Source organism: Pseudoalteromonas sp. 2CM37A, from assembly GCF_023161885.1.
GTDB lineage: Bacteria > Pseudomonadota > Gammaproteobacteria > Enterobacterales > Alteromonadaceae > Pseudoalteromonas > Pseudoalteromonas atlantica.
In genome coordinates this window covers 121,524-144,207 of the sequence record NZ_JALNTJ010000007.1, presented here as the reverse complement: position 1 = coordinate 144,207, position 22,684 = coordinate 121,524, and the positions used below count along the sequence as shown (strand labels likewise).

The following is a 22,684-nucleotide window of genomic DNA, read 5'->3' as shown; positions in this document are numbered from 1 at the left end:
CAGTAGTGAAACGAAACAGCGCCGATGATAGTGTAGCATTTGCTATGTGAAAGTAGGACATTGCCAGGCTCCAAATAAGAGAAACCCGTTGCAGCGATGTAACGGGTTTTTTGCTATCTGGGATTTAATAAATAGCCAGACTCATGCCGAACCCTGAGTTAAACGAAACAGCTCGAAAGCGTGCACCGCATAAGGCCGCCCCGACGCAATGATAATGTCCCATTTGCTATGTGACTCTCTACCGCTGTGGGCACTACGACATTGCCAGGCTTCAAATACAAGAAAGCCCGACTCGAAAGAGCCGGGCTTTTTTACGTCCGTTGAAAAGTGAAATACATGTCTTTACGTAATAGCACCACTTCCGTAGCGTGGGTTGAGTATCACGAAACCCGCGGATAAGGCTCGCCGCACATCTTTGTATGGTAAATATAGTGTTCTTACTCACGAGTTGGATTACCAGCAACAACAGTATCCGCCTCTACAATTTTAGTTACTACAGATCCCGCACCAATAACACTGTTATCCCAAAAGGTATGGGCTTGATCTATTATCAAATTTTTTTAGAAAGTCTTTTAAGTATTTTGCTAATTATCAATTGATAGCAAACCCTATAAACTTGCCCCATCTTGTATTTACATACCTTACCAAAGGGGAGAAGAGCATGTCTCATCAAATTATTAAAGACTTACATAACCGTTACACGGCTAAAAAATACGATACGAGCAAACGTATTTCATCTGCGGATCTTGACGTAATTAAAGAAGCTATTCGCTTGTCTGCTTCTTCAATCAACTCTCAACCTTGGAAGTTTGTATTGGTAGAAAGTGATGAAGCTAAGCAGCGTTTGCACGATACATTTGCTAACAAGCACCAGTTTAATCAATTACACGCTAAAGAAGCGTCGCATACGCTGTTATTAGCTTACGATCCTAAGTTTACTAAAGAGAAGTTTGTTAAACGTGTGGATGTTGAAGTGAGCTCTGGTCACTTACCAGCGGAAATGCGTGAAAGCTTTATGGGTGCCTACGCTTTTGCTGAAATGAATACGGATGAAAATGGCTACAATGGCAGCTGGACTAAAGCACAAGTTTACCTAGCACTGGGTAACATTATGCATACACTGGCACGTTTAAATATTGCATCTACGCCTATGGAAGGTGTTGACCCAGAGTTAATCGGTGAGAAGTTTAGCGAAGAGCTTGATGGTCATATTTGTGAAGTGGCACTTGCAATGGGTTACCCAGTTGAAGAAGAAGATTGGAACTTTGGCAAACCTAAAGCGCGTTTACCAGTTGAAGATATTATAGCTACTGTATAACGTGTTGCTATAAGCTAATTAGCCGAGAACCTTCTCGGCTTTTTTTATTTTTAGAATAAACCATATGCTTGTGTTTCTTCGTCTTCCTGTTGTGCTAAATGATCAGGTCTAAATATTGCGCTAGGGTCTATTAAAACACTGTGTTTTTCGGCTAACTTTATTAGTCCTCGCATCATGCCTTTGGTTTGCGGGTCTATATCAAAGCCTACTTCGGTTAATTTATCGAGTGGCTTAATGTCTTCTTTTTTATAATCTATATTGTCCTCTACTTTATCTACTAGTAATCCGATATGCGGGTTGAGCCCATCTTTAGTAGTAAAAACAATAATAGGTTTATAATCGAGTGTTATTTGCTCTTTTGCCGCATCAAACAGTCGTTGTAATTGCATAAAGCTGTTGCGCTTTATACTCGCTAAATATTTACTGGCTTGTTTATAGTCTTGCTCGTTATGAGCACTAACTGCGCGATCTGTTGCTGTTACTAGCGCTTGAAAAGGCTCATCAAGTTTTTCTATGATAGATTTTAGGTCACTGTTGTCAGTTTTAAACTCTTTATAAAATACGGCGATGTTGTGCAGCTGAGTTTTATCGTTTGTTATTACGTGGCTCTGTTGCGCGATGCTTTTTTCAAATTGGCTAAACCAATCATTAAGCGAGGCTTGCCAGGTTCTTAGCTCATTAAGTGCTTTTTTATTACTTTGCTCTGTAGAGCTGCCATTTAAAATAACACCTAGGTCGAACACCGGCGTGGGGGTTTCCATGTAGTCTTTTACACCAATAAAGCTCTTATTGTTATTTGGCAATGTAGTGAGGTTATTATCAAACCGCTCGGTGAGTAAAATATCGAGAATTTTAAGTGAAATGGTTTTACAGCCCACTTGAAAGTTTATGAATTCCATACCTTTATCTTTAATTGCCTTGTAATGCTTTAAGGATAGAACAAAATAGATAAATAGCTTAAAGGTTGTGTGGTTTTTTAATTAGTGACTTAACTGCGAGTTTAAATTGTTGCTCTAATGCTTTTTTTCCACTTAAGCAATGTTGCTTGATTAGCTGCTCATTACTGTGGTTTTGTAATACCATTTGTATCAGCAAGTGGCGATCTTCACTTTTAGTTGCCATTAGGCTGGATGGGGAGTGGTTAAATAAATACCATAGTTTTGGCGTGGTATTAAAGCGATTTATTGTACTAATTGCAGTGTTTATAGGTGGGCTGGGCACGCTAGATTCATCGATAAATTTACTTATTAGCTCACTGACTAACTCACTGTCGAGTTGGCTAAAGTGCGTTAATAAGCCATAAAACAAATCACTTTTAAATTGCTGAGCTAAGGTATGTAAGCCCTGCGTGGATGTGTTTAATGCTTTAATAACGAGGGCTGAGTGCTCACCCGTGCTTTTATCTCGCTGATAACCTAGCTTTACAGCACTAAAGCCCTGAGATTGCCAAAAACGTAAAAGCCCTGCTGTAGCCCCAAAACTTGCACCTATATAACTACAGGTGGGTGTTAGCTGATGCTGGCAATGCGCTAGCAATGCTTTACCCACGCCTTGTTGGTGCAGGTTAGGTGCAACAGCTATACGAATAACGCGTGCGCTTTGTTTTGTTAAATAGCTTGGCTGTGCGCTTAATTGCGCGAGCGATTGTGCCATTAAATGCCCTTGTGGGCGGCGCTCACCACTGATTACTTGCTTAGCTAGCTCTGCATCCATACCGCCTTCAACTGTTATTAAACACACACCCATAACATGCATGTCGCATCTACTAATAAACAGCCTTTGCGCTGGGGCATCAAGTAATTGGCGTAAATCGTTAACACTGCTCTGGTAATGGGCAAGTGCTAGCAACGCAACTATTTGCTGCAGTAAAGGCTCATTGTCAACGAGTTGCTGTTGAGTGACCTCAATATGCTCAATGTTATTTAAAGCGGGTGGGTATTCGTTATATTGTGCATCTAAAGCAAAGAGTGTGCGTACATGTTGCTCAAGAGGGTCGCCCTTGGCAAAGCGTAAAGGCTCTTCTAAGTTTACAATTTTTGCCGCTTTGTAATTTGCTTTAATATGTTGCGTAAAGCGAATGGTATAGCCTCGGCCATTACCCTCGTAACCTACCAAGGTGCTTGCAAAGACTATACGCGGGTAGTGCTTTAACATGGCTAACAGTAGAGGAACAGGTATTGCGGCGGCTTCATCGACCAGTAATAAATCACAAGGCGGCAACTGATTAAGCAGTGCATCGGGCGCCATGTATTGTAAATTAGCTAAATGTTTTTGCTGAGCCTTGTATTCCACCTGTAAGGTTTTAGCCGAATGCTTAAAACAGCTATGGGTGGCTCTAAATTGTGTTGCGCATACAATGATTTTTTTATCATGTAATGCTGCGGCTGCAAGACCTAGCGCGGCTGATTTTCCTCGCCCTCTGTCGGCATTAATAATTAAAGGCCTGTTCGCACGTCCTGTGGCCACCTTAGTTATTTGCTCAACGCATTGCTGCTGCGCCTGATACTCAATTTTATTTGTTACATTACTTTTGAGCGGCGGCTGTTTAAAGACAGTGTGTTCATCAAAGTGTATGGCAGGTAGCGTTTGTAAAAGGCGAGAAAAACGTAAATTAAAATAGCTTTGCTGATTACTACACCCATAAGACTGCACGCTTTGCAGCGCAGGGTCTTGCCATGAGGCTAAACGTTGTAAATCAGGCAGTAATAAAAATAAAAGCCCGCCGGCTTTTACGGTGCCGGCTAATGCAGCGAGTTTATCGGGGTAAATGCCACTAAAGCCATCATAAACGGCATGAGGAAACTCTTGCCCAAGTAGTTGATGAGTATGCTCAGGCCAACTTGCATTGGCAAGGCTGCTTGAAAGTAACTTTACATCATCCGAACGGGTTAACGCGCTTAATAGCTCATAGCACCACGTAGGCTGGCCTGTAATCAGCACTAACTGGCGATGCTTTGCGCCAGTTAGTTGCTGCGTTAATTGCTCAACAAAGTGCTTATACAGCTTGAAGTCGTGCATATGCGGTTACTAACCATTTGCTACCAAGGTCATCAAAGTTTACTTGCACACGCGATTGCGCGCCGCTGCCTTCGTAATTAAGCACAGTGCCAATACCAAATTTAGCGTGCAGTACACGTTGGCCTAAGTTAAAACCACTTTCTTCAAATACAGCATGGCTTACTGATGCACTAAAACGTCCTGCTGCAGGCGGTCGTGATACCTGTGTTTTAATACGAATTTCTTCTACGCAATCTTCGGGTATTTCGCGTAAAAATCGCGATGGGCTATGGTACTTTTCTTGGCCGTATAAACGACGGCTTTCGGCATGGCTTATGTAAAGTTTGTCCATGGCACGGGTCATGCCCACGTAACAAAGGCGGCGTTCTTCTTCTAAGCGCCCTGACTCTTCATTACTTTGCTGCGATGGGAACATGCCTTCTTCAACGCCCACCATAAACACAAGTGGAAACTCTAAGCCCTTAGCTGAGTGAAGAGTCATCATTTGCACAGCGTCTTCGTGTTCATCGGCTTGGCCTTCACCAGACTCAAGCGATGTATAAGCTAAAAAGCCTTGTAGTGGTGAGCTAAACTCTTCTTCTTCGGGGAGTTCATACTGATCGCAGGCACTGATAAGCTCTTCTAAGTTTTCTACGCGAGCTCGGCCTTTTTCGCCTTTTTCAGCTTGATACATAGCCATAAGGCCAGAGGTTTGAATAGCGTATTTGGCTTGCTCTTGCAGTGTAAGGTCGCTAATTTTATCTTCTATGTGCTCTACCAACTCTACAAATTTTGTAACAGCGCTTGCCGCACGACCCGATAAATGTTGTTGTTCAACAATTGCTTTAGCTGCGTACCAAAGAGGCAGAGACTCAGCACGCGCACAGTCGCGTATATGGCTAAGTGTTTTATCGCCAATACCGCGCGCAGGGGTGTTAATTACACGCTCAAATGCGGCGTCATCTTGGCGGTTTCCTACCAATCGTAAGTACGATAGCGCATCTTTAATTTCTTGACGTTCGAAGAATCGCATACCACCGTAAATACGGTATTTTAAGCCTTCTTGAAGCATGGCTTCCTCGAGTACACGAGATTGCGCGTTACTACGGTATAAAATAGCGGCGTCTTGCAACGCATTACCAGCATTTAACCAGCTGCGTAGCTTGCTGCTTACAAAGCGGGCTTCGTCTAGCTCGTTAAAGGCGGCATAAATTGATATAGGCTCGCCTTCGTTACCATCGGTCCAAAGGCTTTTACCCATGCGCTCTGAATTGTTTTTAATTAGCGCATTAGATGCTTTTAGGATGGTTGCGGTTGAGCGGTAGTTTTGCTCAAGACGAATAGTCTCGGCGTTAAAATCAGTTAAAAAGCGTTTAATGTTTTCTATTTTAGCGCCGCGCCAACCGTAAATACTTTGGTCATCGTCGCCTACAATCATAATGCTTTGTGTATCACCAGCAAGTAGCTTTAACCATGCGTATTGAATGGTATTGGTATCTTGGAACTCGTCTACCAGCATGTGGGCAAAGCGCTGCTGGTAATGGCGAAGTAGCGTAGGGTTATTTTTAAGTACTTCGTAGCTACGTAGCAGTATTTCGGCAAAATCGACTAAACCTGCACGGTCACACGCCTCTTGATAGGCGGCATATACACGTAGCATCATTTGCTCGTTTATATCGTAGGCTTGAATATCTTTAGGGCGCAGGGCTTCATCTTTTTTAGCACTGATGTACCAGCCAAATTGTTTGGCGGGCCACTTTTTGTCATCAATATTCATTGATTTTAATAAGCGCTTGATCATTCTTAGTTGATCGTCAGAGTCTAAAATTTGAAAGGCTTCTGGCAGGTTTGCTTCACGGTGATGAGCGCGCAAAATACGGTGTGATAAACCATGGAAAGTACCAATCCACATACCACCGACAGGGGCTTTTAAGGTTTCTTCAACACGGGTGCGCATTTCTTTAGCGGCTTTATTGGTAAAAGTAACTGCAAAAATACTATAGGCTGATGCTTGCTCAACCTGCATTAACCACGCGATACGATGAACTAAAACACGTGTTTTACCCGAACCAGCACCTGCTAATACCAGCATGTTTTGTAGTGGGGCTGCAACGGCATCGCGTTGTTTGTCATTTAAGCCATCGAGTAATTCAGAAACGTCCATCGTTACGCCTTTTCAATCAATAATGAGGGCAGTATAACAGGTGTTTTTGTTAGGCTAAATAAAATACTGTTTTTATGAACAGCTATTCTAAAAATACTTGTAAAACTAATCGCTTAGTCGCTTTTTTGTACTCTTAAGTAACGATAATTAATAATAAAAATAATCAAATTGACCTATATTTAGTAAAAAATACTAAAGCAGTTATTTAGTAGTAATTTAACTATTTGATTTTTAAGCTTTAATAAATTGGCATAAAGTGTGATAGTAAGTAAATAACTAAAACTTAAAATTAATTAACTACAGAGGTGAGTATGGCTGATCAAGGTTCTGGCGGTAATGTTATTGCAGCGTTGTGTAATATATTTTTTCCTGGTTTAGGGCAATTGGTACAAGGGCGAATTTTAGCCGCTATCTTTTTTGCGCTAGCTATTATAATTAGTTACGCACTTATTTATGTATTAGTAGGCTTCGTACTCGTGCCTATTATTTATTTATGGTCGATTATAGATGCTGCACGTTTTAGATCGCGAAGTTAGCTTTTATGTCACCTATTTAATAGCGCCCATTGGCGCTATTTTGCGTTTTAGGGTCGGTGTTTAAGGCTATTTATGGGTATAATTAGTGCATTAGCGTTTTAAAAGTAAAAATTATGGAATATCAATTTATACGTGACCCTATTAGTGGGCTGCGCATTAAAATAAGCAGCGAGCATGCCCTAATTGGCCGCTGGTTAAACGAAGAAATTGGCAAAGAAAAAGTCGCGATGGTACAAGCACTTATTAGCTCGGTAAAAACAAGTTACGAGCCAATAACGTTAAAAGGCCAAGAGATAGACTTAATACTCTCTAAAGACGAAGCCTTATTTGAAGCCCATGCTCTACACCAAGACAGCGAAGATTTAGTCGCCTATCAAGATGATGACTTAATGCTTGAAGAAAATGGCCTAGTGAGTGGTTGTGGCTTTGAAGATTTTATAGATTTAATAGAGTCGTGGGCTGAGTTTAGTGGCTCGCGTTAAATGTTTAAAAGGCCAACCTAGTTGGCCTTTTTTGTAATATCAATTGTGTAAAGTTATTAGGCATTTATAGCGCTCTATTTAGCACCCTAGAGTGATTAAATATTTAAGTCGATTGGTATATATCTACAGATTATTGATTTTCTATTGATTTAACGCCAGCTAATAATAGCTCCTCTGTTAAACGTACTTTGTAATTAGGGTTTGCGTACTGAAAATACACAACGCCGCTTTTATCAATTACAAATACAGCCGGTACAGGTAAAGCGACGTTTACCTTGCCTTGGGCATCAACAAAGTTAACACCGCGCTTATTGCGATAGATAGCGGCTGTTTTATCATCTAAAAAATAAGCTAAACCTAAGGCTTTTGCTAGGGTTAGGCTATCATCTGAAAGCAGTAAATAATTTGGCGAGCTTATTTTACTTTGGGCTAGTTTTTCTGGACTATCTGGCGATACTGCAATAATTTGCGCGTTTAAATTAGCGAGTTGCTGCTCAATTTTTTGTATATTAGCCAGTTGTTTTGAGCAATAAGGACACCAACCTCCGCGGTAAATAATAAGCACCGTTGTTTTTTCAGCAAAGCGCTTTTGTAACTCTACATTATTACCATGTTGATCTTTGAGCGTTATATTAGGCACGCTTAAGCCCGGTAATAATGGTGATACTTGCTCGGGGGCTGTAGCAATTCCTTCTGTACTTGCTTGCGCATTCGCTACTAAAAAAGCAGCCATTACAATAGTCGCCAAGGTATGCAGTAACACTTTACTCATCATTATTTCCTGCCCTGTTTTTATGTGCTGTTTATAATAGATCAAAAATGCACTTTTTATTATTTGCCTGTATCATAAGCGTAATTTAAAAGCTCAAGTGGAAACGATATGTCAGCCAACTTAAATAAGCTAGTAGTAATGCTAGAAATGCAAAATGCCATGAACACTAAAGTTCATGATCAATGGTTTAGCCAAGGCTTTGAGTGGTACAGAGCCATTTGGGTAGAGTGTGCAGAGATGCTAGATCATTACGGTTGGAAGTGGTGGAAAAAACAAACCCCAGACACCGAGCAAGTCATTCTAGAATTGGTTGATATATTTCATTTTGGTTTGTCGTTAAGAATTGACGGAACAACCTCTTACGAAGAGTTAGCTAAGCAGCTAGAACAAGAACTTAGCGCACCACAGGCCGCAGATGACTTTAAACAAACTCTTGAAATATTAGCAGCTTCAGCAGTTGCAAATAAAACCTTTAACGCGGCCGCGTTTGCAGGGTGTATGGCGCAAATAGGGATGGATATTGACGATTTATACCGCGGTTACGTAGGTAAAAACACGTTAAACTTTTTCCGCCAAGATCATGGCTACAAAGATGGCAGCTACATCAAAGTATGGAATGGCCAAGAAGATAACGAGCATTTAGTCGAAGTCGTTAAAAGCCTTGATACCGAACATGCCGACTTTGCAAAGTTAGTATATCAAGGCCTAGTGGCGCGTTACCCGCAACAATAATCTAGCTGCTAGATTATGTTTCTGTAGTCGGTTACGTTTAAGTAATCGGCTATTACATTATGTGGTTGCTGGCTATCTGGGTTGGCCACCGCAAGTAAATGTTCAATGCCGTATTCTCGGGCAGCATTTAAAACTGGCACACTATCATCAACAAACAAAGTGCGCTGCTTATTAAACCCTAAGTCTTTTTGTACTTGATGCCATAAACTTTGCTGCTCTTTACTCACTCCGTATTGATGAGTAGACACCACGCCATCTAAATAATTATCTATCGCGGTATGTTCAAATTTAAGCATGACGTTTTCAGGGTGGGCGTTAGTTAAAAGAATTAGCTCTTTACCTGCTTTTTTTAACTCTGTTAAAAAGTGGGGCACATCTTCGCGTACTTTTATTAAGTGCTGGGTTTGGCGTTTTAATTCCATTATTGGTAAATTGAGTTGCTCTTGCCAATAATCTAAGCAATACCACTGTATTTGACCACTTACCGCTTGATAGCGTTTGTGCATATCGGCTTTTGCTTCATCAAGGGTAATATTGCGAGTGAGCGCAAGTTGCTCTGGTACAACGTTAAGCCAAAAGTGACTATCGAAATGTAAATCGAGTAATGTTCCGTCCATATCGAGTAAAACGGTATCGATTTTTGACCAATTTAGCATGGGCTTTTCCTTGTGAAAAGTTTATGATTAAGCACAACTGCCATGATAGCAAAATAACGCCAATGACACAGAAAAAGCACCCAACTCCGCCTCAAATTATTAGTAACAATGTAGTTGCTAAAAGCCGTTTATTTACTGTTGAATCGTTAGAGCTTAAGTTTTCTAATGACGAAGAGCGCCAGTATGAGCGCATACGTGGCGGTGGCCGCGGGGCTGTAATGATTGTACCAATAACTGCAGATAACGAAATGCTACTGGTACGTGAGTATTGCGCGGGCACAAACGACTACCAATTAGGCTTTCCTAAAGGCTTGATAGACCCAGGCGAAACACCACAGCAAGCTGCAAACAGAGAGCTTAAAGAAGAAGTGGGTTTTGGTGCTGAATTCTTTGAGCCACTAAAAGTAGTATCAATGGCGCCAAGTTACTTTAACGCGACCATGCATATTTTATTTGCTAAGCAACTATATCCGCAAACGTTAGAAGGTGATGAGCCCGAACCTTTAGTGGTTGTTAAGTGGCCATTAACAGATTGGCAGTCATTATTAGAGCAAGACGATTTTACCGAAGCTCGCAGTGTTGCCGCTTTGCTATTATTAAATAAGTATTTAGCGTCTGGAGCTGCAAATGAATAAATTACTAGAGCCGTGTATTGAACTTGCACAAAGTGCAGGCGATGCCATTATGGCTATTTATAAAAAAGACGATATTGGCCAGCAAGAAAAATCAGACTCTACGCCTGTTACAAAAGCAGACTTAGCGTCTAACGATGTGCTTGTTGCTGGTTTAAAAGCGCTTGCGCCCGACATCCCTATCATGTCGGAAGAAACGCCTATTCCGGCACTTGCCCAAAGAAAGAACTGGCAGCGCTATTGGCTATTAGATCCGATGGATGGCACTGGCGAGTTTATTTTAGAAAGTGGTGACTTTGCCGTTAATATTGCACTTATTGAAAATAATCACCCCGTTTTAGGTGTGATTCATTGGCCAGCAAAAGGGATCACTTACTTTGCTACTGCTAATCAGGGGGCATTTAAACGAGAAAATGGTAGCGACACAAAAATGTCGGTAGCAACACCCGATAACCTAACGTTGGCAGTAAGCCGTAGACAAAAAATTGAAGCGGTCAGTCAGTATTTAAATACGCAGTTTGCCACTATTGCAGTAGGCTCGTGCTCGCTAAAAGCATGTATAGTTGCCGAGGGCAAAGCCGACTGCTTTTTACGAATTGGTCCTACAGGCGAGTGGGATACCGGCGCGTCACAAGTTATTGTAGAAGAAGCGGGTGGGTGTATAACCGATGCAGAGTTTAATCCGCTTACTTATAACCAGCGTGAGAGCACTGAAAATCCTGACTTTATTGTAATGGGACACCCAGATTGGGAGTTTCAAAAAATGATAAGCCCACATCAGAGATAGCTATTTATAGTGCTTGTTGATTGCTTTTTGTTCGGTTGAACACAATTAACTAGTTAAAGCCTTGCAATATAAGTTTATTCCTATATTATAGCGCTCTCTTCGAAACAGGCTCGTTACTAACACGAAACTATTTCAAAGAAATTACAGGCGCGGGATGGAGCAGCCTGGTAGCTCGTCGGGCTCATAACCCGAAGGTCGTCGGTTCAAATCCGGCTCCCGCAACCAATTTTTAAAAAGTTTGGTTACTGTAAACTCTAACTTAAGAGATTAAATTAAGTAGTCGATAGACTTAAAATATACAGGCGCGGGATGGAGCAGCCTGGTAGCTCGTCGGGCTCATAACCCGAAGGTCGTCGGTTCAAATCCGGCTCCCGCAACCAATTTCCTTTAGGGGTTTGAGGTTACTGTAAAATGTTAGTTAAAGAAAAGCTTGTCGGTCTCAGCTCTTCATTAGCCAGCAAAGGTAGTCGTTTTAAATCCGGCTCCCGCAACCAATTTCCTTTAGTAAGTTGGCAGCCACGTTGTAATGTAAGCAACGCTAAATAAGTATACATATTTCAGGCGCGGGATGGAGCAGCCTGGTAGCTCGTCGGGCTCATAACCCGAAGGTCGTCGGTTCAAATCCGGCTCCCGCAACCACTGAAATAATAAGTTATATCAAATCGACACGCCAAAAGCGTGTTTTTTTATGCCTAAAATTTATATTTCTTTCCCTATAAAGCACTCTTAGATTTATACCCCCGAGTAATATCTATAAATATTATAAACTTCTCTAAAAATACGTTATTACTTAAAACTTTGTATAGTTTATGTTAAAACGGCACAAATAATTTTGGGTTGTTACACATGACTGAACTTTATCACTGGTTTGATTTAATCGGCATTGCTGTGTTTGCTGTTACAGGTACTTTGGTCGCACACGAGAAGAAAATGGATGGTTTTGGGGTTGTAGTATTAGCAGCGGTAACAGCGATTGGGGGCGGTACGGTTCGCGATCTCATATTAGATGTTCCGGTATTTTGGTTACACGATCAAAGTTTTTTTTATGCTATTTTAGCCGCGGTATTTATTACTACGCGGCTTATTAACAAGCAAAAGTCGATTCCGCACTATACATTACAAATTGCCGATGCATTTGGTTTAGCATTTTTTGCGGTAATGGGCACCCAAAAAGCCTTACTAGCCGGTATGCCAAATATGACCGCGATTATTATGGGTGTAATTACCGGTTGCTTTGGGGGCATGCTCCGTGATGTGCTTGCTCGCGAAATTCCTATGCTGCTAAAAGGCGAGTTATACGCTATTACCTGTATTGCTGGCGGTGTAGTTTATACGCTGGGAATTCATTTTTCGTTCGCGACCGAACTTGCCATGGTAATGGCAATGCTAACCACCTTATTGCTTCGTATTGCGGCTATTAAATGGCAAATCACAGTACACGTTTTTAAATATTCTGACTAAACTAATTAATTAAACCATTAATTAGGATAAGGAATGTCGCTAGCTCGCATTTATTCTCGTGCCCAAGTGGGTATAAACGCCCCCGAGGTTATTGTAGAAGTACACCTAGGTAATGGTTTACCGGCATTTAATATTGTTGGGCTGCCAGAGGCCTCAGTTAAAGAATCAAAAGACAGGGTGCGTAGCGCCCTAGAAAACTCTCAATTTGGTTTTCCTGATCAACGTATTACCGTAAATTTAGCTCCTGCCGATTTACCTAAAGATGGCGGGCGCTTCGACTTAGCCATTGCCGTAGGTATTTTAGTGGCCTCGGGGCAGGTAGTGTGTCCAGATATACATAAATATGAATTTTACGGTGAGCTTGCCCTTAATGGTGAAGTGCGGGGAGTTAATGCCATTTTGCCCTCTGTACTTGCTGCAAAAGAGCAAAACCGTTGCTGTTTTTTACCTTTTACCAACGATAGCCTCGCAAGTTTGGTGAACGGCGTTAAGCGTAAAGCGGTTAACTCATTACAAGAAGTATGGGGGGATTTATTAAATCAGCAGCCACTGCCTTTAAATATTGAATACCCAGATTGCGCCCAGTCTCCCGACTTTTTACTCGATTTAAGTGATGTTAAAGGCCAACCCGGCGCTAAGCGAGTGCTAGAAATAGCCGCCGCTGGAGGCCATAACCTACTTTTTTTAGGCCCACCTGGTACGGGTAAATCTATGCTAGCGCAGCGTATGGCGACGATAATGCCAACCATGTCAGACGATGAGGCAATATCAACGGCTGCACTTTATTCTATTATTGGCCAATCAATTGATTTAAATAATTGGCGCCAACGGCCTTTTCGAAACCCACACCACACTTGCTCGGCAGTCGCTTTAGTTGGTGGCTCTTCAAACCCTAAACCGGGTGAAATTTCACTTGCGCATAACGGGGTGCTATTTTTGGACGAGCTTCCGGAATTTGAACGTAAGGTACTTGATTCGCTGCGTGAACCCATGGAAACCGGCTCGGTGGTTATTTCGCGGGCAGCAAGGCAAATGGAGTTTCCGGCGCAGTTTCAGCTTATAGCCGCACTAAACCCAAGCCCTACAGGGTGTCATAATGATAAGCGAGCAACACCTGACCAAGTGATGCGCTATTTATCGCGCGTATCAGGCCCGTTTATAGACCGTATCGATTTACAAATAGAGCTGCCGCGACTAACCAGTGTTGAGCTACAAAGTACCGAGCCTGAAGAAACCAGCGCCCAAGTAAGAGCCCGAGTAGAAGCGGCCTACAGTGCACAGCTAAAGCGCCAAGGTAAGGTTAATGCACGATTAAATAATAAAGAAATGAATATACATTGCACTTTAGCCCCTGCTGAGTTGCAGTTTTTAGCACGCGCTAGCGAAAAGCTGTCGTTATCGCCGCGCTCGTACCATAGGGTTATTAAAGTGGCGCGTACTATTAGTGATTTAAAAGGTGCAGAGCATATTAGTTTAGAAGAGCTAAAAGAGGCGCTAAATTATCGTGCTTTTGAGCGGTTACTAGCGCAGTTAACTAAATAAACTAAACGCTACTGGAAATAATACCGAACCGCAACAATGCTTAATTATTTTAAGGTGCTAAGCTCGGTGCTTGCTGCGTTTTTCTGCGTTTAAAATTTTAATGCGCTAAATTGAGAGCATGTAACCTTTGCCGCGCACGGTTACAATGCGTTTTTGGTCTTTTTCATCGTATAGTTTTTTACGCAAACGGCCAATTAAAACATCCACAGTGCGGTCATTTGGGCTCCAATCTGGTTGGCCTATTTCTTCTGATATTTTTTCTCGCGAGGTTGCTTTGCCTGCGTTGCTAATTAAACAAATTAGCACTTTGTGCTCGGCTTCGGTTAAGCGCGATTCAATACCTGATGAGGTAATTAATGTGCGGTTATCGGGGTGGAGCTTAAAGTCGGCGTATTCTATAAACTCTTCGCTTTCATCATCGTCTTGATTAATTGCAATACGTTTATAAAGTGCGCGCATGCGCAGCTCAAGTTCTAATAAATCAACAGGCTTACAAATATAGTCATCAGCACCTTGTGCAAGCCCTGCAATACGATCGGCTTGAGAGTCGCGGCTAGATAAAACAATCACGCCAATATCGGTCAAAGTGTTGAGCTCTTTGGCAAGCTGCAACCCATCACGCTTGGGTAATACAATATCAATAATGGCAAGAGAAATAGCACTGCGCAGGTTTACGCGTTGCCTAACTATGTTTAGGGCATCGGCACCTGTGGGGTCTATTTCTATCGAAAATTCGGTGTCTGTAAAGTGATTTTGGATGCGCTTAACGAGTAGCTCGTCGTCTTCAACCAATAAAACGTTAATTGCCATAGGACTTATTTTTGTATATTTATAGCTCTGTATGGTAGCACCAATCGTTAAATGCTGAGAAGGGGGCGGTGTAACTTTTCGGTAACTTTATGTTTCAGATATAAAAGGCGGCTTACCTAAGGTTGCTGTTTATGTGAGTAAGCTCAGCACATTTAGCTAAAAATGTGCTGAGCGCTGTGTTACTTATCTGAATACATTGCGTCCCACCACTGTGGTTCGCCTTTTAGTTGTTTATCAAAATAAGCAAGCATGGTGTTCCACCAATCAAAGCGTTTATCACGAGCAAAAATTTGATGGTCGGCGCCTTTATATTCAATAAGTTCTACGTCTTTATTTAAAAGCTTTAAGGCGGTATACATGGTTAAGCTTTCGCCAACAGGTACATTGGTATCGCTATCGCCGTGTAACAGTAGTAAAGGGGTCGTTACTTTATCGGCATGAAATACAGGGCTGTGATCGCTATAAAGCGAAGCGTTATTCCACGGAAAGCTATTTTTTGATGCTTCGCCTGAGTATAAATACCCCCACCAACCTTCGCCCCAATACGAGGTTAAGTTTGATATACCCGCATGCGCAATAGATGCACTAAACATGTCTGTTTTGGTGGCAAGTAGCATGGTCATGAAGCCTCCGTATGAGGCGCCTAAATTACCCACTTTTTTGCTATCAACAAAATCGTATTTTTTTAAAAAGGCGTGTGTACCTTGCATTATATCGCTAGCGGTATAATCGCCCCAGGCGTTAACGTGCTGAGCAGAAAATGTTTGCCCAAAACCAGTTGCCCCTGTTGGCTGTAATACATAAACAACATAGCCATTTGCTGCCCACAAGTTAAATGGGTAGCGCCCTGTAAAACCACGGGTAACCGGTGAGGTGCCACCGTAGTAATAGACAAGTGCAGGGTGTTTTTTAGTTTTATCTAAGTTGGTAGGTATGTACACACGCCCTGTAATTTCTACGCCGTCTTTATTTGTAAAGTTAAACTCTTCCAGGGTCGGTATTTGTGTATTAGCGTAGGCAAGCGGCTTAGAGTCCCAGATTAGGTCTGTTTTATTTTTACTTATATTTAAGCGTTTAAGCTGCTGAGGGGTGGATGCTGTGGTACCGCTTAGTAGCACTTGCGGGTTTCTCTCGTGCGAGTAGCTAAATTGCTCAACGATATCTAAACCCGTATTAAGTTTTTTAAAGCGCTGTTTGCTTAAGTCATATAAATACAAAGGTTGGGTATCTTGCTCGGTTACTTTTATAAGCGCATCGCCGTTATCAAGCACATGTAATTCACCTATAGCGGGGTCAAACTGCTTACTAAGCGCTTTTACGTTTTTACCGTTATTGCTAAGTAAGTATAATTGGCCGTCGTAATTATTAGCTAACATCCCTTTTGGAAGGGCACGACCTGCGCCATTTTTAAAATCTGGGCCAGCAACAACGTACACATCTTTGTTGGCGTACTTTGCATGGTTAAAGGTTTTAAATTTACCAAAAGACGTTATTTTATTCGATTGTAAGTCAAGTTCCACCAGTTCAGTTTCTGGGTGGGTGGTGGCTTGCATAACCATAACTTGGCGGCTCATTAATACTTTGCCACGATTAGTGTTTGCATCTTCAAAGCTATGCGAAATAGGGCCTTGGCTAAGCGCTTTGGTTAAACCGCTGTGGGTGTCTAACATATAGAGCTGACTTACGTTGCGTGCGTATGACCATCTATCTTGAAGGCCTTTGTAGTGCTTAGTTAAGCTGTTGTTGTCTTCGGGGGTTTTAGACCAGCTAAAAATAAGGCTGTTATTATTATAAAAATTAAAGTTACTTGCGCCTTCAAGCTCTCTGGCCAATGTTTTAATGCTGAGGTTTTTACGGTTTAGCTGTTTTAGCTCACTCCCTAGCATATAAACTAAAAATTGATTATTGGGGCTCCATACCATATTGCTTGGTTGCTGGCCTTCAAAACGATACAAGGTTTGATTTTGGCTATTTTTAAGCTCAGTTACCACGTTTGCTTGGTTAGCTGTTTTATTTGAATAGCTGCGCGTGCTGGTAACGTATTGCTTAGCATCGGGCGCTAAAGAAAGTCCACTAATGGTGGGTGCATCAAAAAGTTGCTCGGCTGAAAGTCGCTTAGTTGTAGAGGTGTTAATTGTAATGTTGTCAGTGTCGGCTTTGGGTTCAAAATCGAGAGAAACGTTGTTCCAGTTAGCCACTTGTTGCGCCACTACAATCACACTATGAGAGCCATTAGTTAACGATAAAGAGTATGTGTGGTTATCGCCTTTTTGAAGCTTGGCATCAATAAACAACTGAGCGTTCTCTATCCCTTTTATAGTTAATGTGCCTTGGCTATAGCGGGTTGTTTCAATATTGAACTTAAGCGCTTGTAGGCCACCTAAAGTAAGTGCGTTTACTTTATTAAACGGCTGCCAGCTATGCTTTTTACCAAATACAGACACACTTTGCGTATTACGTTGCAACTGCTCTAATAAGTTATTAATAATGACTTGGCCGTGTGGTGTTTGAAATGGCTTAACTTGCATGTTTTCGCCTAAAGGGCCAATAAACTCGATATTTGATTTATCAAGCGGGGCTGCTATTGCTGTTAAGCTCAAGCTGCCAAGAGCAAAAAAGGTAGCTGCTTGTTTTAGTAATTTATTTTTTGTGGTCCAAGGTGAGCTAATTCTCATATTTGTGCCTATTATTGATAGTTATTTGGCCAAATATAGCATGTATTGTTACCATGCCCATATGTTCAACTCATCGGAGAAAAAGTGACTTTACTGATTGTGTACATGGTTGCTGCCATCGTTATTTCTTTTTTATGCTCTGTAATGGAAGCTGTACTGTTAAGTATTTCGCCCAGCTATGTGGCGCTATTACGCAAAAAACAGCCTGAACTTGCAAAGCAGCTCGAAAAACTAAAAAATAATGTAGATCAACCGCTTGCTGCAATACTAACGCTTAACACAGTGGCCCATACTGCAGGTGCTGCAGGTGTGGGTGCACAAGCCGCTGTGGTTTTTTCAGATGCGGCAGTAGGAATTGCCTCTGCCATAATGACACTTTTAGTATTGGTACTTTCAGAGATTATTCCAAAAACCTTAGGGGCCAATTATTGGCGTGCCTTAACCCCTAGCGTGACCTATTCTTTACGCTTTTTAGTGATATCGCTAAAACCATTTGTGTGGCTTGCTCAAAAGCTTACTAATTTAATGGGGGCCAAGCACGATGAGGCTTTTTATATTCGCCAAGAAATAGAAGCCATGGCAGATATAGGCACCGAAACAGGGGCAATCCATGCCGATGAGTCAGAAATAATCCGCAACCTTTTACATTTTAGGCATGCGAAATTAACCGACTTAATGACGCCGCGTACTGTGCTGTATAAAGTACATAAAGGGTTAACGGTCGATCAGTACATGAGCGAGCACGGCTCGTCATCATTTTCGCGCGTGTTAGTGTTTGATAAAGACGCCGATGACATAATTGGCTTTGTGCATAAAAACGATATTATGTTGGCTTATCACCGCTTAGGTACCGATTATAAAATTAGCAAATTAGTTAAGCCTATTCATACGGTACCCGAAGGGCATAATGTGTCCTCGCTACTACAAACCTTACTTAAACAGCGTACTCACATATGTTTAATTGTTGATGAATACGGTGATGTTCAAGGCATTGTAACCCTAGAGGATATGATAGAAGCCCTTATGGGGCTTGAAATTGTTGATGAGCGCGACCAATCGACCAATATGCGCATGGTTGCCAAGCAGCGCTGGCGCCAGCGTTTAGCAAGCAGCGAGCACATAGTTAGTGAAGATGACGACACGCCCCGAGATAATAAATAATTACGACGGGGTTGAAGGTTAGCGTTTAATTGCGCCCCCCGTCGTATTTACCCAGTTTAGTGCCCACTCTATAAAATCGTCTTTGGCTTTAGGGCAGGTAAACAAAAATCCTTGCATGGCTAAATTAGTGCGGTAGTTTTTTAAGTAGAGTGATTCTTCGGCGCGCTCTACGCCTTCGGCCACAAGGGCTAATTGCTCTTGGCTGGCAATATCAACCAGTGAGCTGACCACCACTTGCGAAAACTGATCTGTTTCAATATTACTAATAAGTGTACGGTCAATTTTTATTTCAGTAAAAGGCAGGCGTTTAATCTGGTTCATGTTGGTAAAGCCAACACCAAAGTCATCTAATGATATGCCAAAGCCATGCATTCTTAATCTGTTTAAGGTTTCTAGCTGAGAAAGGCTAGACAGCGCATGTTGCTCGGTAATCTCTAAAATTATATCACTAGGTGATAGCTCATTGAGCTGCAGTATAAGCATCAGCTTGTTGGGACAGCTTAAATCATCTAATTGTGTGGGAGATAGGTTAAAAGCCAGTTTTAGGTGCGCAGCAATGTTTGTTCGTATAGCTTTTAAGTCGCTGGTGGCTTGCTCAAATAAGCTAAAGGTAATTTGATTAATTAGCCCCGACTGCTCCGATAACGAAATAAACCGATTGGGCGAGATAATTTCGCCAGTGTGCGTTTTAACGATACGCGCTAGCACCTCAATACTTTCTATTTCACTGGTTTGAGAATTTATTTTTGGCTGATAGTAAGGGATTATCTCGTTTAAATTGATTGCCTCATGCAATGCTTTTTCTGAAATAGAGGCATGAGAAAGGTCGTTATGTACTGCTAAGTGCTTTGCTTTTTGTAAAACGGTTTTTACTTGGCTAAGTTGCACGGGTTTAGCTAAATTTGCGACTAAATGAATATTGCTATGGCGCGCTAAATTGGCAGCTAGGTTAATAACCTTATGATCCATTTCCGAAATTATAACTACTGCGCCTGTAAAATTAAGCCCGCCTAGTTTTCTTATAAACTCCATACCATCCATTTCAGGCATGTTTAAGTCTGTAAATACAATATCGTAAAAGTTTATATCGTCGGTTACGTGTGTTAGCGCTTGCTGAGCGCTCAGGCATTTTGTAACTTTATTCGACACTCCTAGCTCATTTAAAATGGCCTCCATAACAATTAAAATCGCCTTTGAGTCATCCACAACTAAAATATTGGGTACCGAAATCGACATGCTCTATCCTTGTAACTGCTTAATATATTAGTACTGTAAAAATAGCGCCTGATCAGCCTTTTGTCAGCTTAGTTTTATATTATTTTTTTATCTTCTAAGTGCTTTTGCGCTTATGGTTTAAGGCAATTCGTGTTTTTTAAATTCATCGGTATACTAGCGCCATTGTTTTAACTGGTTTTAGTCATGATAAAAATCGATCTCATGCTTGCAGAGCAACCATTAACGCTAATGGTATCTGGGCATAAAATAGTACAAATATTTCATAATCAACAGGCCATAAGCTTTACAACACCCAAAGAGCATTACGCCGAATTTACTTTAGATAATAAGCAAATAGGGATTGATAGCTCACATGTTCATGAGCAGTCTTTATCGTTATTTGTTGATGGTGTGTTTGCTACTGAACTAGCTTTGCCTGCGCCGGTAAATAGCCAGCCCAAAAAAGGCTTTTTAGGACTGGCGGCACTGGGCTTTAAGTTATTTAAAAGTGCAAAAGTAATTAAGGTGGCTTTAGCGAGTGCATCGGTTGCCGGCTATGCTTGGCTATTTAGCATTGAATTTGCGCTTATGCTTATAGCGTGTTTAGTGGTGCATGAGTATGGGCACGTAAGAGCCATGAAATACTTTGGCATAAAAACCAAGGGTATTTACTTAATCCCCTTTGTAGGTGGGTTAGCTGTAAGTGACGATAAAATAACAACGCGCTGGCAAGATGTAGTTATATCCCTTATGGGGCCAGCGTTTGGTTTGTTTACCTCTGTGCTGGGTGTGGTTTTATATTACGCCACCGAAATGGACATATTTGCCGGCGTTGCAGTACTCAGTGCCTTATTGAATTTGTTTAACCTTTTGCCTATTTTACCGCTTGATGGCGGACATGTGTTAAAAAGTATCAGCTTTTCAATGCAATCTTGGGTCGGTTTAAGTGTGTGTTTACTCGGTGTGTTATTTGGCTTATGGCTGAGCTATACATTTGGCTTAATGTTGCTGGTGTTCTTTTTGTTTGTTGGCGCACTGGAAATTGTATTTGAATGGCGCGGTCGACATTACTCGCATTTATTGCCGCTTGATAAATACGGCCAAGGTTTTTCAGCCGCTATGTACGCTATTGTAGTTGCAGGCCATGTGGCAGTGATGATGCACTTTGCAGATTCAGAAAACCCAATACTTAGCCTGCCGATGACGATTTTATCGAGCTAATCGCTATACGCGCAGTATACCTAAATACTGCGCGTTATTAAGGGTTAGTAAAAGCTCAGCACTAGCGATATAAATACCCCCGTTACAAATAACTGCACAACACAAAACCCCATAATGTCTTTTGCTTTTAACCCTGCAATGGCTAATACCGGTAATGCCCAAAAGGGTTGAATTAGATTTGTCCACGCATCACCCCAGGCAACCGCCATAGCAACACGTGATATATCGGCGCCCAGCTCTTGCGCTGCGGGTATAACAATAGGTGCTTGTACTGCCCATTGCCCGCCACCTGAGGGCACAAACATATTTACCAGGCCTGCACTTATAAAGCTAAAAAATGGCAAGCTATCGGCATCAGCAACAGCTATAAAACCACGCGATATTTGCTGCGCTAAACCGCTGTCGACCATGACTGCCATTATGCCCGCGTAAAACGGAAATTGAATGACAATACCCGCTCCGCTGGGAATTGCTTGTTGCAAGCTATTAAGCAAGTTATGCGGTGTTTGGTGTAAGGTAATGGCTAAAAACAAAAACACAGCAATAATACTGTTTAGGTTTAGGCTACCGCCTGCAACTATAAAGTAATACGCCAAATAGCAAAGGCCAAGTAAACCAATCGAAATGCCAAGCAGCTTTGTGTGTTCTAAATGCTGAGCAGGGCGAGTAATTTTTTCATATACGGGCGGGGGCTCTTTAATAAGTGCTGGGTCTACATACACGCTGTTTTTATCACTGGGTAGCATGTAGCGGTTAACCAGCGGCATAATAATAAATAAGCCAATAAGTATGACTATGTTAAAACCAGCAAACAGGGTTTGCTCGGTAATAATTATGCCAATGCTATTTTGTGAAAAGTGCCCTTCGGTAGCAATCGTAAGCGGAATTGAGCCTGCTAAGCCGCCATGCCACACCACAAAGCCAGAATAAGCACTGGCAACTAATAGGCGGTAATCAACCTGTGTTTGCCTTGCAATTGCTTTGGCAAATAAAGCCCCAATAACTAAGCCAAACCCCCAATTAAGCCAGCTGGCTAATAGCGAAATAAGCGTGACTAAAATAATCGCTTTTGGCGCTGAATTAGCAAGCGCAGCCAGTTTGTTTAATAACGAATTGATAATGGGCGTGCTTGCTAGCATGTAACCTGTAATCAGCACCAACAGCATTTGCATGGCAAAGCTAAGCAGGTTCCAAAAACCACTCCCCCATGCGTTAATAACTTCAATACTGGTTGAGGGGGTAAATAGGCTAGCGCCTAGTAAGGTAATAATACTTAGCAATATTACAAATATAAAGGGATCGGGTAAGTAGCGCTCTACTAATTTGGTAAACGGTGTGGCAATTTTATTAAGCATAATGTGTCTGTGTGTTTTTTAGTCTTATTATAATTAATCATGCTCTTAGCACATTAGCAAACCCGCATTTAGTCTTATATTTTAGGGCCTGAGTATCTTATAGGTTGAACAAAATTTAATCCTAAAAGGGTAACTGGCCTTACTTAAAGGCTTAAACGTTGCTTAAAA

The 22,684-nt window shown here is 41.7% G+C and carries 19 protein-coding genes, 3 tRNA genes and 1 pseudogene; 13 read left to right on the top strand and 10 right to left on the bottom strand.

Going from position 1 to position 22,684, the window contains the following annotated elements; all coding sequences use genetic code 11:
• Nucleotides 1-437: 437 nt before the first annotated feature.
• A pseudogene (locus MTF68_RS15695) lies at nucleotides 438-524 on the bottom strand (sugar O-acetyltransferase); the annotation flags it as partial.
• 137 nt (nucleotides 525-661) lie between these two features.
• On the opposite strand from MTF68_RS15695, the gene MTF68_RS15690 reads away from it, so the two are divergent.
• Nucleotides 662-1,318, top strand: coding sequence for an NAD(P)H-dependent oxidoreductase (locus tag MTF68_RS15690; protein ID WP_248463005.1), 657 nt, complete (start codon nucleotides 662-664; stop codon nucleotides 1,316-1,318).
• A 50-nt stretch (nucleotides 1,319-1,368) separates the two neighbouring features.
• Here MTF68_RS15690 and MTF68_RS15685 read toward each other — a convergent pair whose 3' ends face one another.
• The 3 genes from MTF68_RS15685 to uvrD are packed head-to-tail and all read right to left on the bottom strand — an operon-like array spanning nucleotide 1,369 to nucleotide 6,479.
• Nucleotides 1,369-2,217, bottom strand: coding sequence for a chemotaxis protein (locus MTF68_RS15685; RefSeq protein WP_248463004.1), 849 nt, complete (start codon nucleotides 2,215-2,217; stop codon nucleotides 1,369-1,371).
• Nucleotides 2,218-2,275: 58 nt separating this feature from the next.
• Nucleotides 2,276-4,336 carry a GNAT family N-acetyltransferase gene (locus MTF68_RS15680; protein WP_248463003.1) on the bottom strand — a complete coding sequence of 687 codons (2,061 nt, stop codon included), beginning with the start codon at nucleotides 4,334-4,336 and terminating at the stop codon, nucleotides 2,276-2,278.
• Complete coding sequence (gene uvrD, locus MTF68_RS15675; protein ID WP_248463002.1) at nucleotides 4,314-6,479, bottom strand: DNA helicase II; 2,166 nt, start codon at nucleotides 6,477-6,479, stop codon at nucleotides 4,314-4,316. The genes MTF68_RS15680 and uvrD overlap by 23 nt, the downstream gene beginning before the upstream one ends.
• A gap of 311 nt (nucleotides 6,480-6,790) precedes the next feature.
• On the opposite strand from uvrD, the gene MTF68_RS15670 reads away from it, so the two are divergent.
• Complete coding sequence (locus MTF68_RS15670) at nucleotides 6,791-7,015, top strand: hypothetical protein (protein WP_004588664.1); 225 nt, start codon at nucleotides 6,791-6,793, stop codon at nucleotides 7,013-7,015.
• A 113-nt stretch (nucleotides 7,016-7,128) separates the two neighbouring features.
• Nucleotides 7,129-7,497, top strand: a complete 369-nt coding sequence (locus MTF68_RS15665; protein ID WP_054983969.1) for a YacL family protein — start codon at nucleotides 7,129-7,131, stop codon at nucleotides 7,495-7,497.
• Between the two features lie 130 nt (nucleotides 7,498-7,627).
• Here MTF68_RS15665 and MTF68_RS15660 read toward each other — a convergent pair whose 3' ends face one another.
• Nucleotides 7,628-8,272 (bottom strand): peroxiredoxin-like family protein, encoded by a 645-nt coding sequence (locus MTF68_RS15660; RefSeq protein ID WP_248463001.1) that lies wholly within the window; start codon nucleotides 8,270-8,272, stop codon nucleotides 7,628-7,630.
• 105 nt (nucleotides 8,273-8,377) lie between these two features.
• Here MTF68_RS15660 and MTF68_RS15655 point away from each other — a divergent pair, with 105 nt between their 5' ends.
• On the top strand, nucleotides 8,378-9,001 hold the full coding sequence (locus MTF68_RS15655) for a dUTP diphosphatase (protein ID WP_004588667.1): 624 nt from the start codon (nucleotides 8,378-8,380) through the stop codon (nucleotides 8,999-9,001).
• A gap of 8 nt (nucleotides 9,002-9,009) precedes the next feature.
• On the opposite strand, the gene yrfG is transcribed toward MTF68_RS15655, so the two are convergent.
• On the bottom strand, nucleotides 9,010-9,657 hold the full coding sequence (yrfG, locus tag MTF68_RS15650; protein ID WP_004588668.1) for a GMP/IMP nucleotidase: 648 nt from the start codon (nucleotides 9,655-9,657) through the stop codon (nucleotides 9,010-9,012).
• A 62-nt stretch (nucleotides 9,658-9,719) separates the two neighbouring features.
• Between yrfG and nudE the strand changes: the two genes are divergently transcribed.
• The 7 genes from nudE (at nucleotide 9,720) to MTF68_RS15615 (ending at nucleotide 14,079) form a co-directional block, all read left to right on the top strand.
• Nucleotides 9,720-10,292 carry an ADP compounds hydrolase NudE gene (gene nudE / locus MTF68_RS15645; RefSeq protein ID WP_029772216.1) on the top strand — a complete coding sequence of 191 codons (573 nt, stop codon included), beginning with the start codon at nucleotides 9,720-9,722 and terminating at the stop codon, nucleotides 10,290-10,292.
• Nucleotides 10,285-11,076, top strand: a complete 792-nt coding sequence (gene cysQ, locus MTF68_RS15640) for a 3'(2'),5'-bisphosphate nucleotidase CysQ (protein WP_004588670.1) — start codon at nucleotides 10,285-10,287, stop codon at nucleotides 11,074-11,076. The genes nudE and cysQ overlap by 8 nt, the downstream gene beginning before the upstream one ends.
• 148 nt (nucleotides 11,077-11,224) lie before the next feature.
• A tRNA-Met gene (locus MTF68_RS15635) sits at nucleotides 11,225-11,301 on the top strand.
• A 78-nt stretch (nucleotides 11,302-11,379) separates the two neighbouring features.
• Nucleotides 11,380-11,456: transfer RNA gene (locus MTF68_RS15630), tRNA-Met, on the top strand.
• A 182-nt stretch (nucleotides 11,457-11,638) separates the two neighbouring features.
• A tRNA-Met gene (locus MTF68_RS15625) sits at nucleotides 11,639-11,715 on the top strand.
• 207 nt (nucleotides 11,716-11,922) lie between these two features.
• A complete protein-coding gene (locus MTF68_RS15620; RefSeq protein WP_024031973.1) occupies nucleotides 11,923-12,537 on the top strand; it encodes a trimeric intracellular cation channel family protein in 615 nt (204 codons plus the stop codon).
• 33 nt (nucleotides 12,538-12,570) lie between these two features.
• Nucleotides 12,571-14,079, top strand: a complete 1,509-nt coding sequence (locus MTF68_RS15615) for a YifB family Mg chelatase-like AAA ATPase (RefSeq protein WP_004588672.1) — start codon at nucleotides 12,571-12,573, stop codon at nucleotides 14,077-14,079.
• Between the two features lie 105 nt (nucleotides 14,080-14,184).
• Here the strand turns inward: MTF68_RS15615 and MTF68_RS15610 are convergent, their stop codons facing one another.
• Together MTF68_RS15610 and MTF68_RS15605 are read right to left on the bottom strand one after the other, a co-directional pair.
• Nucleotides 14,185-14,889 carry a response regulator transcription factor gene (locus MTF68_RS15610; RefSeq protein WP_004588673.1) on the bottom strand — a complete coding sequence of 235 codons (705 nt, stop codon included), beginning with the start codon at nucleotides 14,887-14,889 and terminating at the stop codon, nucleotides 14,185-14,187.
• Between the two features lie 179 nt (nucleotides 14,890-15,068).
• Nucleotides 15,069-17,564: a S9 family peptidase gene (locus MTF68_RS15605; RefSeq protein ID WP_248463000.1), complete on the bottom strand. Its 2,496-nt coding sequence runs from the start codon at nucleotides 17,562-17,564 to the stop codon at nucleotides 15,069-15,071.
• A gap of 84 nt (nucleotides 17,565-17,648) precedes the next feature.
• Between MTF68_RS15605 and MTF68_RS15600 the strand changes: the two genes are divergently transcribed.
• Nucleotides 17,649-18,725, top strand: a complete 1,077-nt coding sequence (locus MTF68_RS15600) for a hemolysin family protein (RefSeq protein ID WP_004588675.1) — start codon at nucleotides 17,649-17,651, stop codon at nucleotides 18,723-18,725.
• An 18-nt stretch (nucleotides 18,726-18,743) separates the two neighbouring features.
• Here MTF68_RS15600 and MTF68_RS15595 read toward each other — a convergent pair whose 3' ends face one another.
• Nucleotides 18,744-19,961, bottom strand: a complete 1,218-nt coding sequence (locus MTF68_RS15595; RefSeq protein ID WP_248462999.1) for an EAL domain-containing response regulator — start codon at nucleotides 19,959-19,961, stop codon at nucleotides 18,744-18,746.
• A gap of 183 nt (nucleotides 19,962-20,144) precedes the next feature.
• Here MTF68_RS15595 and MTF68_RS15590 point away from each other — a divergent pair, with 183 nt between their 5' ends.
• A complete protein-coding gene (locus MTF68_RS15590; RefSeq protein WP_248462997.1) occupies nucleotides 20,145-21,161 on the top strand; it encodes a site-2 protease family protein in 1,017 nt (338 codons plus the stop codon).
• A 44-nt stretch (nucleotides 21,162-21,205) separates the two neighbouring features.
• Here the strand turns inward: MTF68_RS15590 and MTF68_RS15585 are convergent, their stop codons facing one another.
• Nucleotides 21,206-22,516, bottom strand: a complete 1,311-nt coding sequence (locus tag MTF68_RS15585) for a TIGR00366 family protein (RefSeq protein WP_248462996.1) — start codon at nucleotides 22,514-22,516, stop codon at nucleotides 21,206-21,208.
• Between the last annotated feature and the right edge of the window lie 168 nt (nucleotides 22,517-22,684).

Bases quoted from the DNA above. Each gene is read 5' to 3' on its own strand.
- MTF68_RS15660 (WP_248463001.1), bottom strand. From the start codon at position 8,272: ATGATGAGTAAAGTGTTACTGCATACCTTGGCGACTATTGTAATGGCT.
- MTF68_RS15585 (WP_248462996.1), bottom strand. From the start codon at position 22,516: ATGCTTAATAAAATTGCCACACCGTTTACCAAATTAGTAGAGCGCTAC.
- uvrD (WP_248463002.1), bottom strand. From the start codon at position 6,479: ATGGACGTTTCTGAATTACTCGATGGCTTAAATGACAAACAACGCGAT.
- MTF68_RS15605 (WP_248463000.1), bottom strand. From the start codon at position 17,564: ATGAGAATTAGCTCACCTTGGACCACAAAAAATAAATTACTAAAACAA.
- MTF68_RS15690 (WP_248463005.1), top strand. From the start codon at position 662: ATGTCTCATCAAATTATTAAAGACTTACATAACCGTTACACGGCTAAA.
- MTF68_RS15655 (WP_004588667.1), top strand. From the start codon at position 8,378: ATGTCAGCCAACTTAAATAAGCTAGTAGTAATGCTAGAAATGCAAAAT.
- MTF68_RS15595 (WP_248462999.1), bottom strand. From the start codon at position 19,961: ATGTCGATTTCGGTACCCAATATTTTAGTTGTGGATGACTCAAAGGCG.
- yrfG (WP_004588668.1), bottom strand. From the start codon at position 9,657: ATGCTAAATTGGTCAAAAATCGATACCGTTTTACTCGATATGGACGGA.
- MTF68_RS15620 (WP_024031973.1), top strand. From the start codon at position 11,923: ATGACTGAACTTTATCACTGGTTTGATTTAATCGGCATTGCTGTGTTT.
- nudE (WP_029772216.1), top strand. From the start codon at position 9,720: ATGACACAGAAAAAGCACCCAACTCCGCCTCAAATTATTAGTAACAAT.
- MTF68_RS15590 (WP_248462997.1), top strand. From the start codon at position 20,145: ATGATAAAAATCGATCTCATGCTTGCAGAGCAACCATTAACGCTAATG.
- MTF68_RS15685 (WP_248463004.1), bottom strand. From the start codon at position 2,217: ATGGAATTCATAAACTTTCAAGTGGGCTGTAAAACCATTTCACTTAAA.
- MTF68_RS15680 (WP_248463003.1), bottom strand. From the start codon at position 4,336: ATGCACGACTTCAAGCTGTATAAGCACTTTGTTGAGCAATTAACGCAG.
- MTF68_RS15615 (WP_004588672.1), top strand. From the start codon at position 12,571: ATGTCGCTAGCTCGCATTTATTCTCGTGCCCAAGTGGGTATAAACGCC.
- MTF68_RS15670 (WP_004588664.1), top strand. From the start codon at position 6,791: ATGGCTGATCAAGGTTCTGGCGGTAATGTTATTGCAGCGTTGTGTAAT.
- MTF68_RS15610 (WP_004588673.1), bottom strand. From the start codon at position 14,889: ATGGCAATTAACGTTTTATTGGTTGAAGACGACGAGCTACTCGTTAAG.
- cysQ (WP_004588670.1), top strand. From the start codon at position 10,285: ATGAATAAATTACTAGAGCCGTGTATTGAACTTGCACAAAGTGCAGGC.
- MTF68_RS15665 (WP_054983969.1), top strand. From the start codon at position 7,129: ATGGAATATCAATTTATACGTGACCCTATTAGTGGGCTGCGCATTAAA.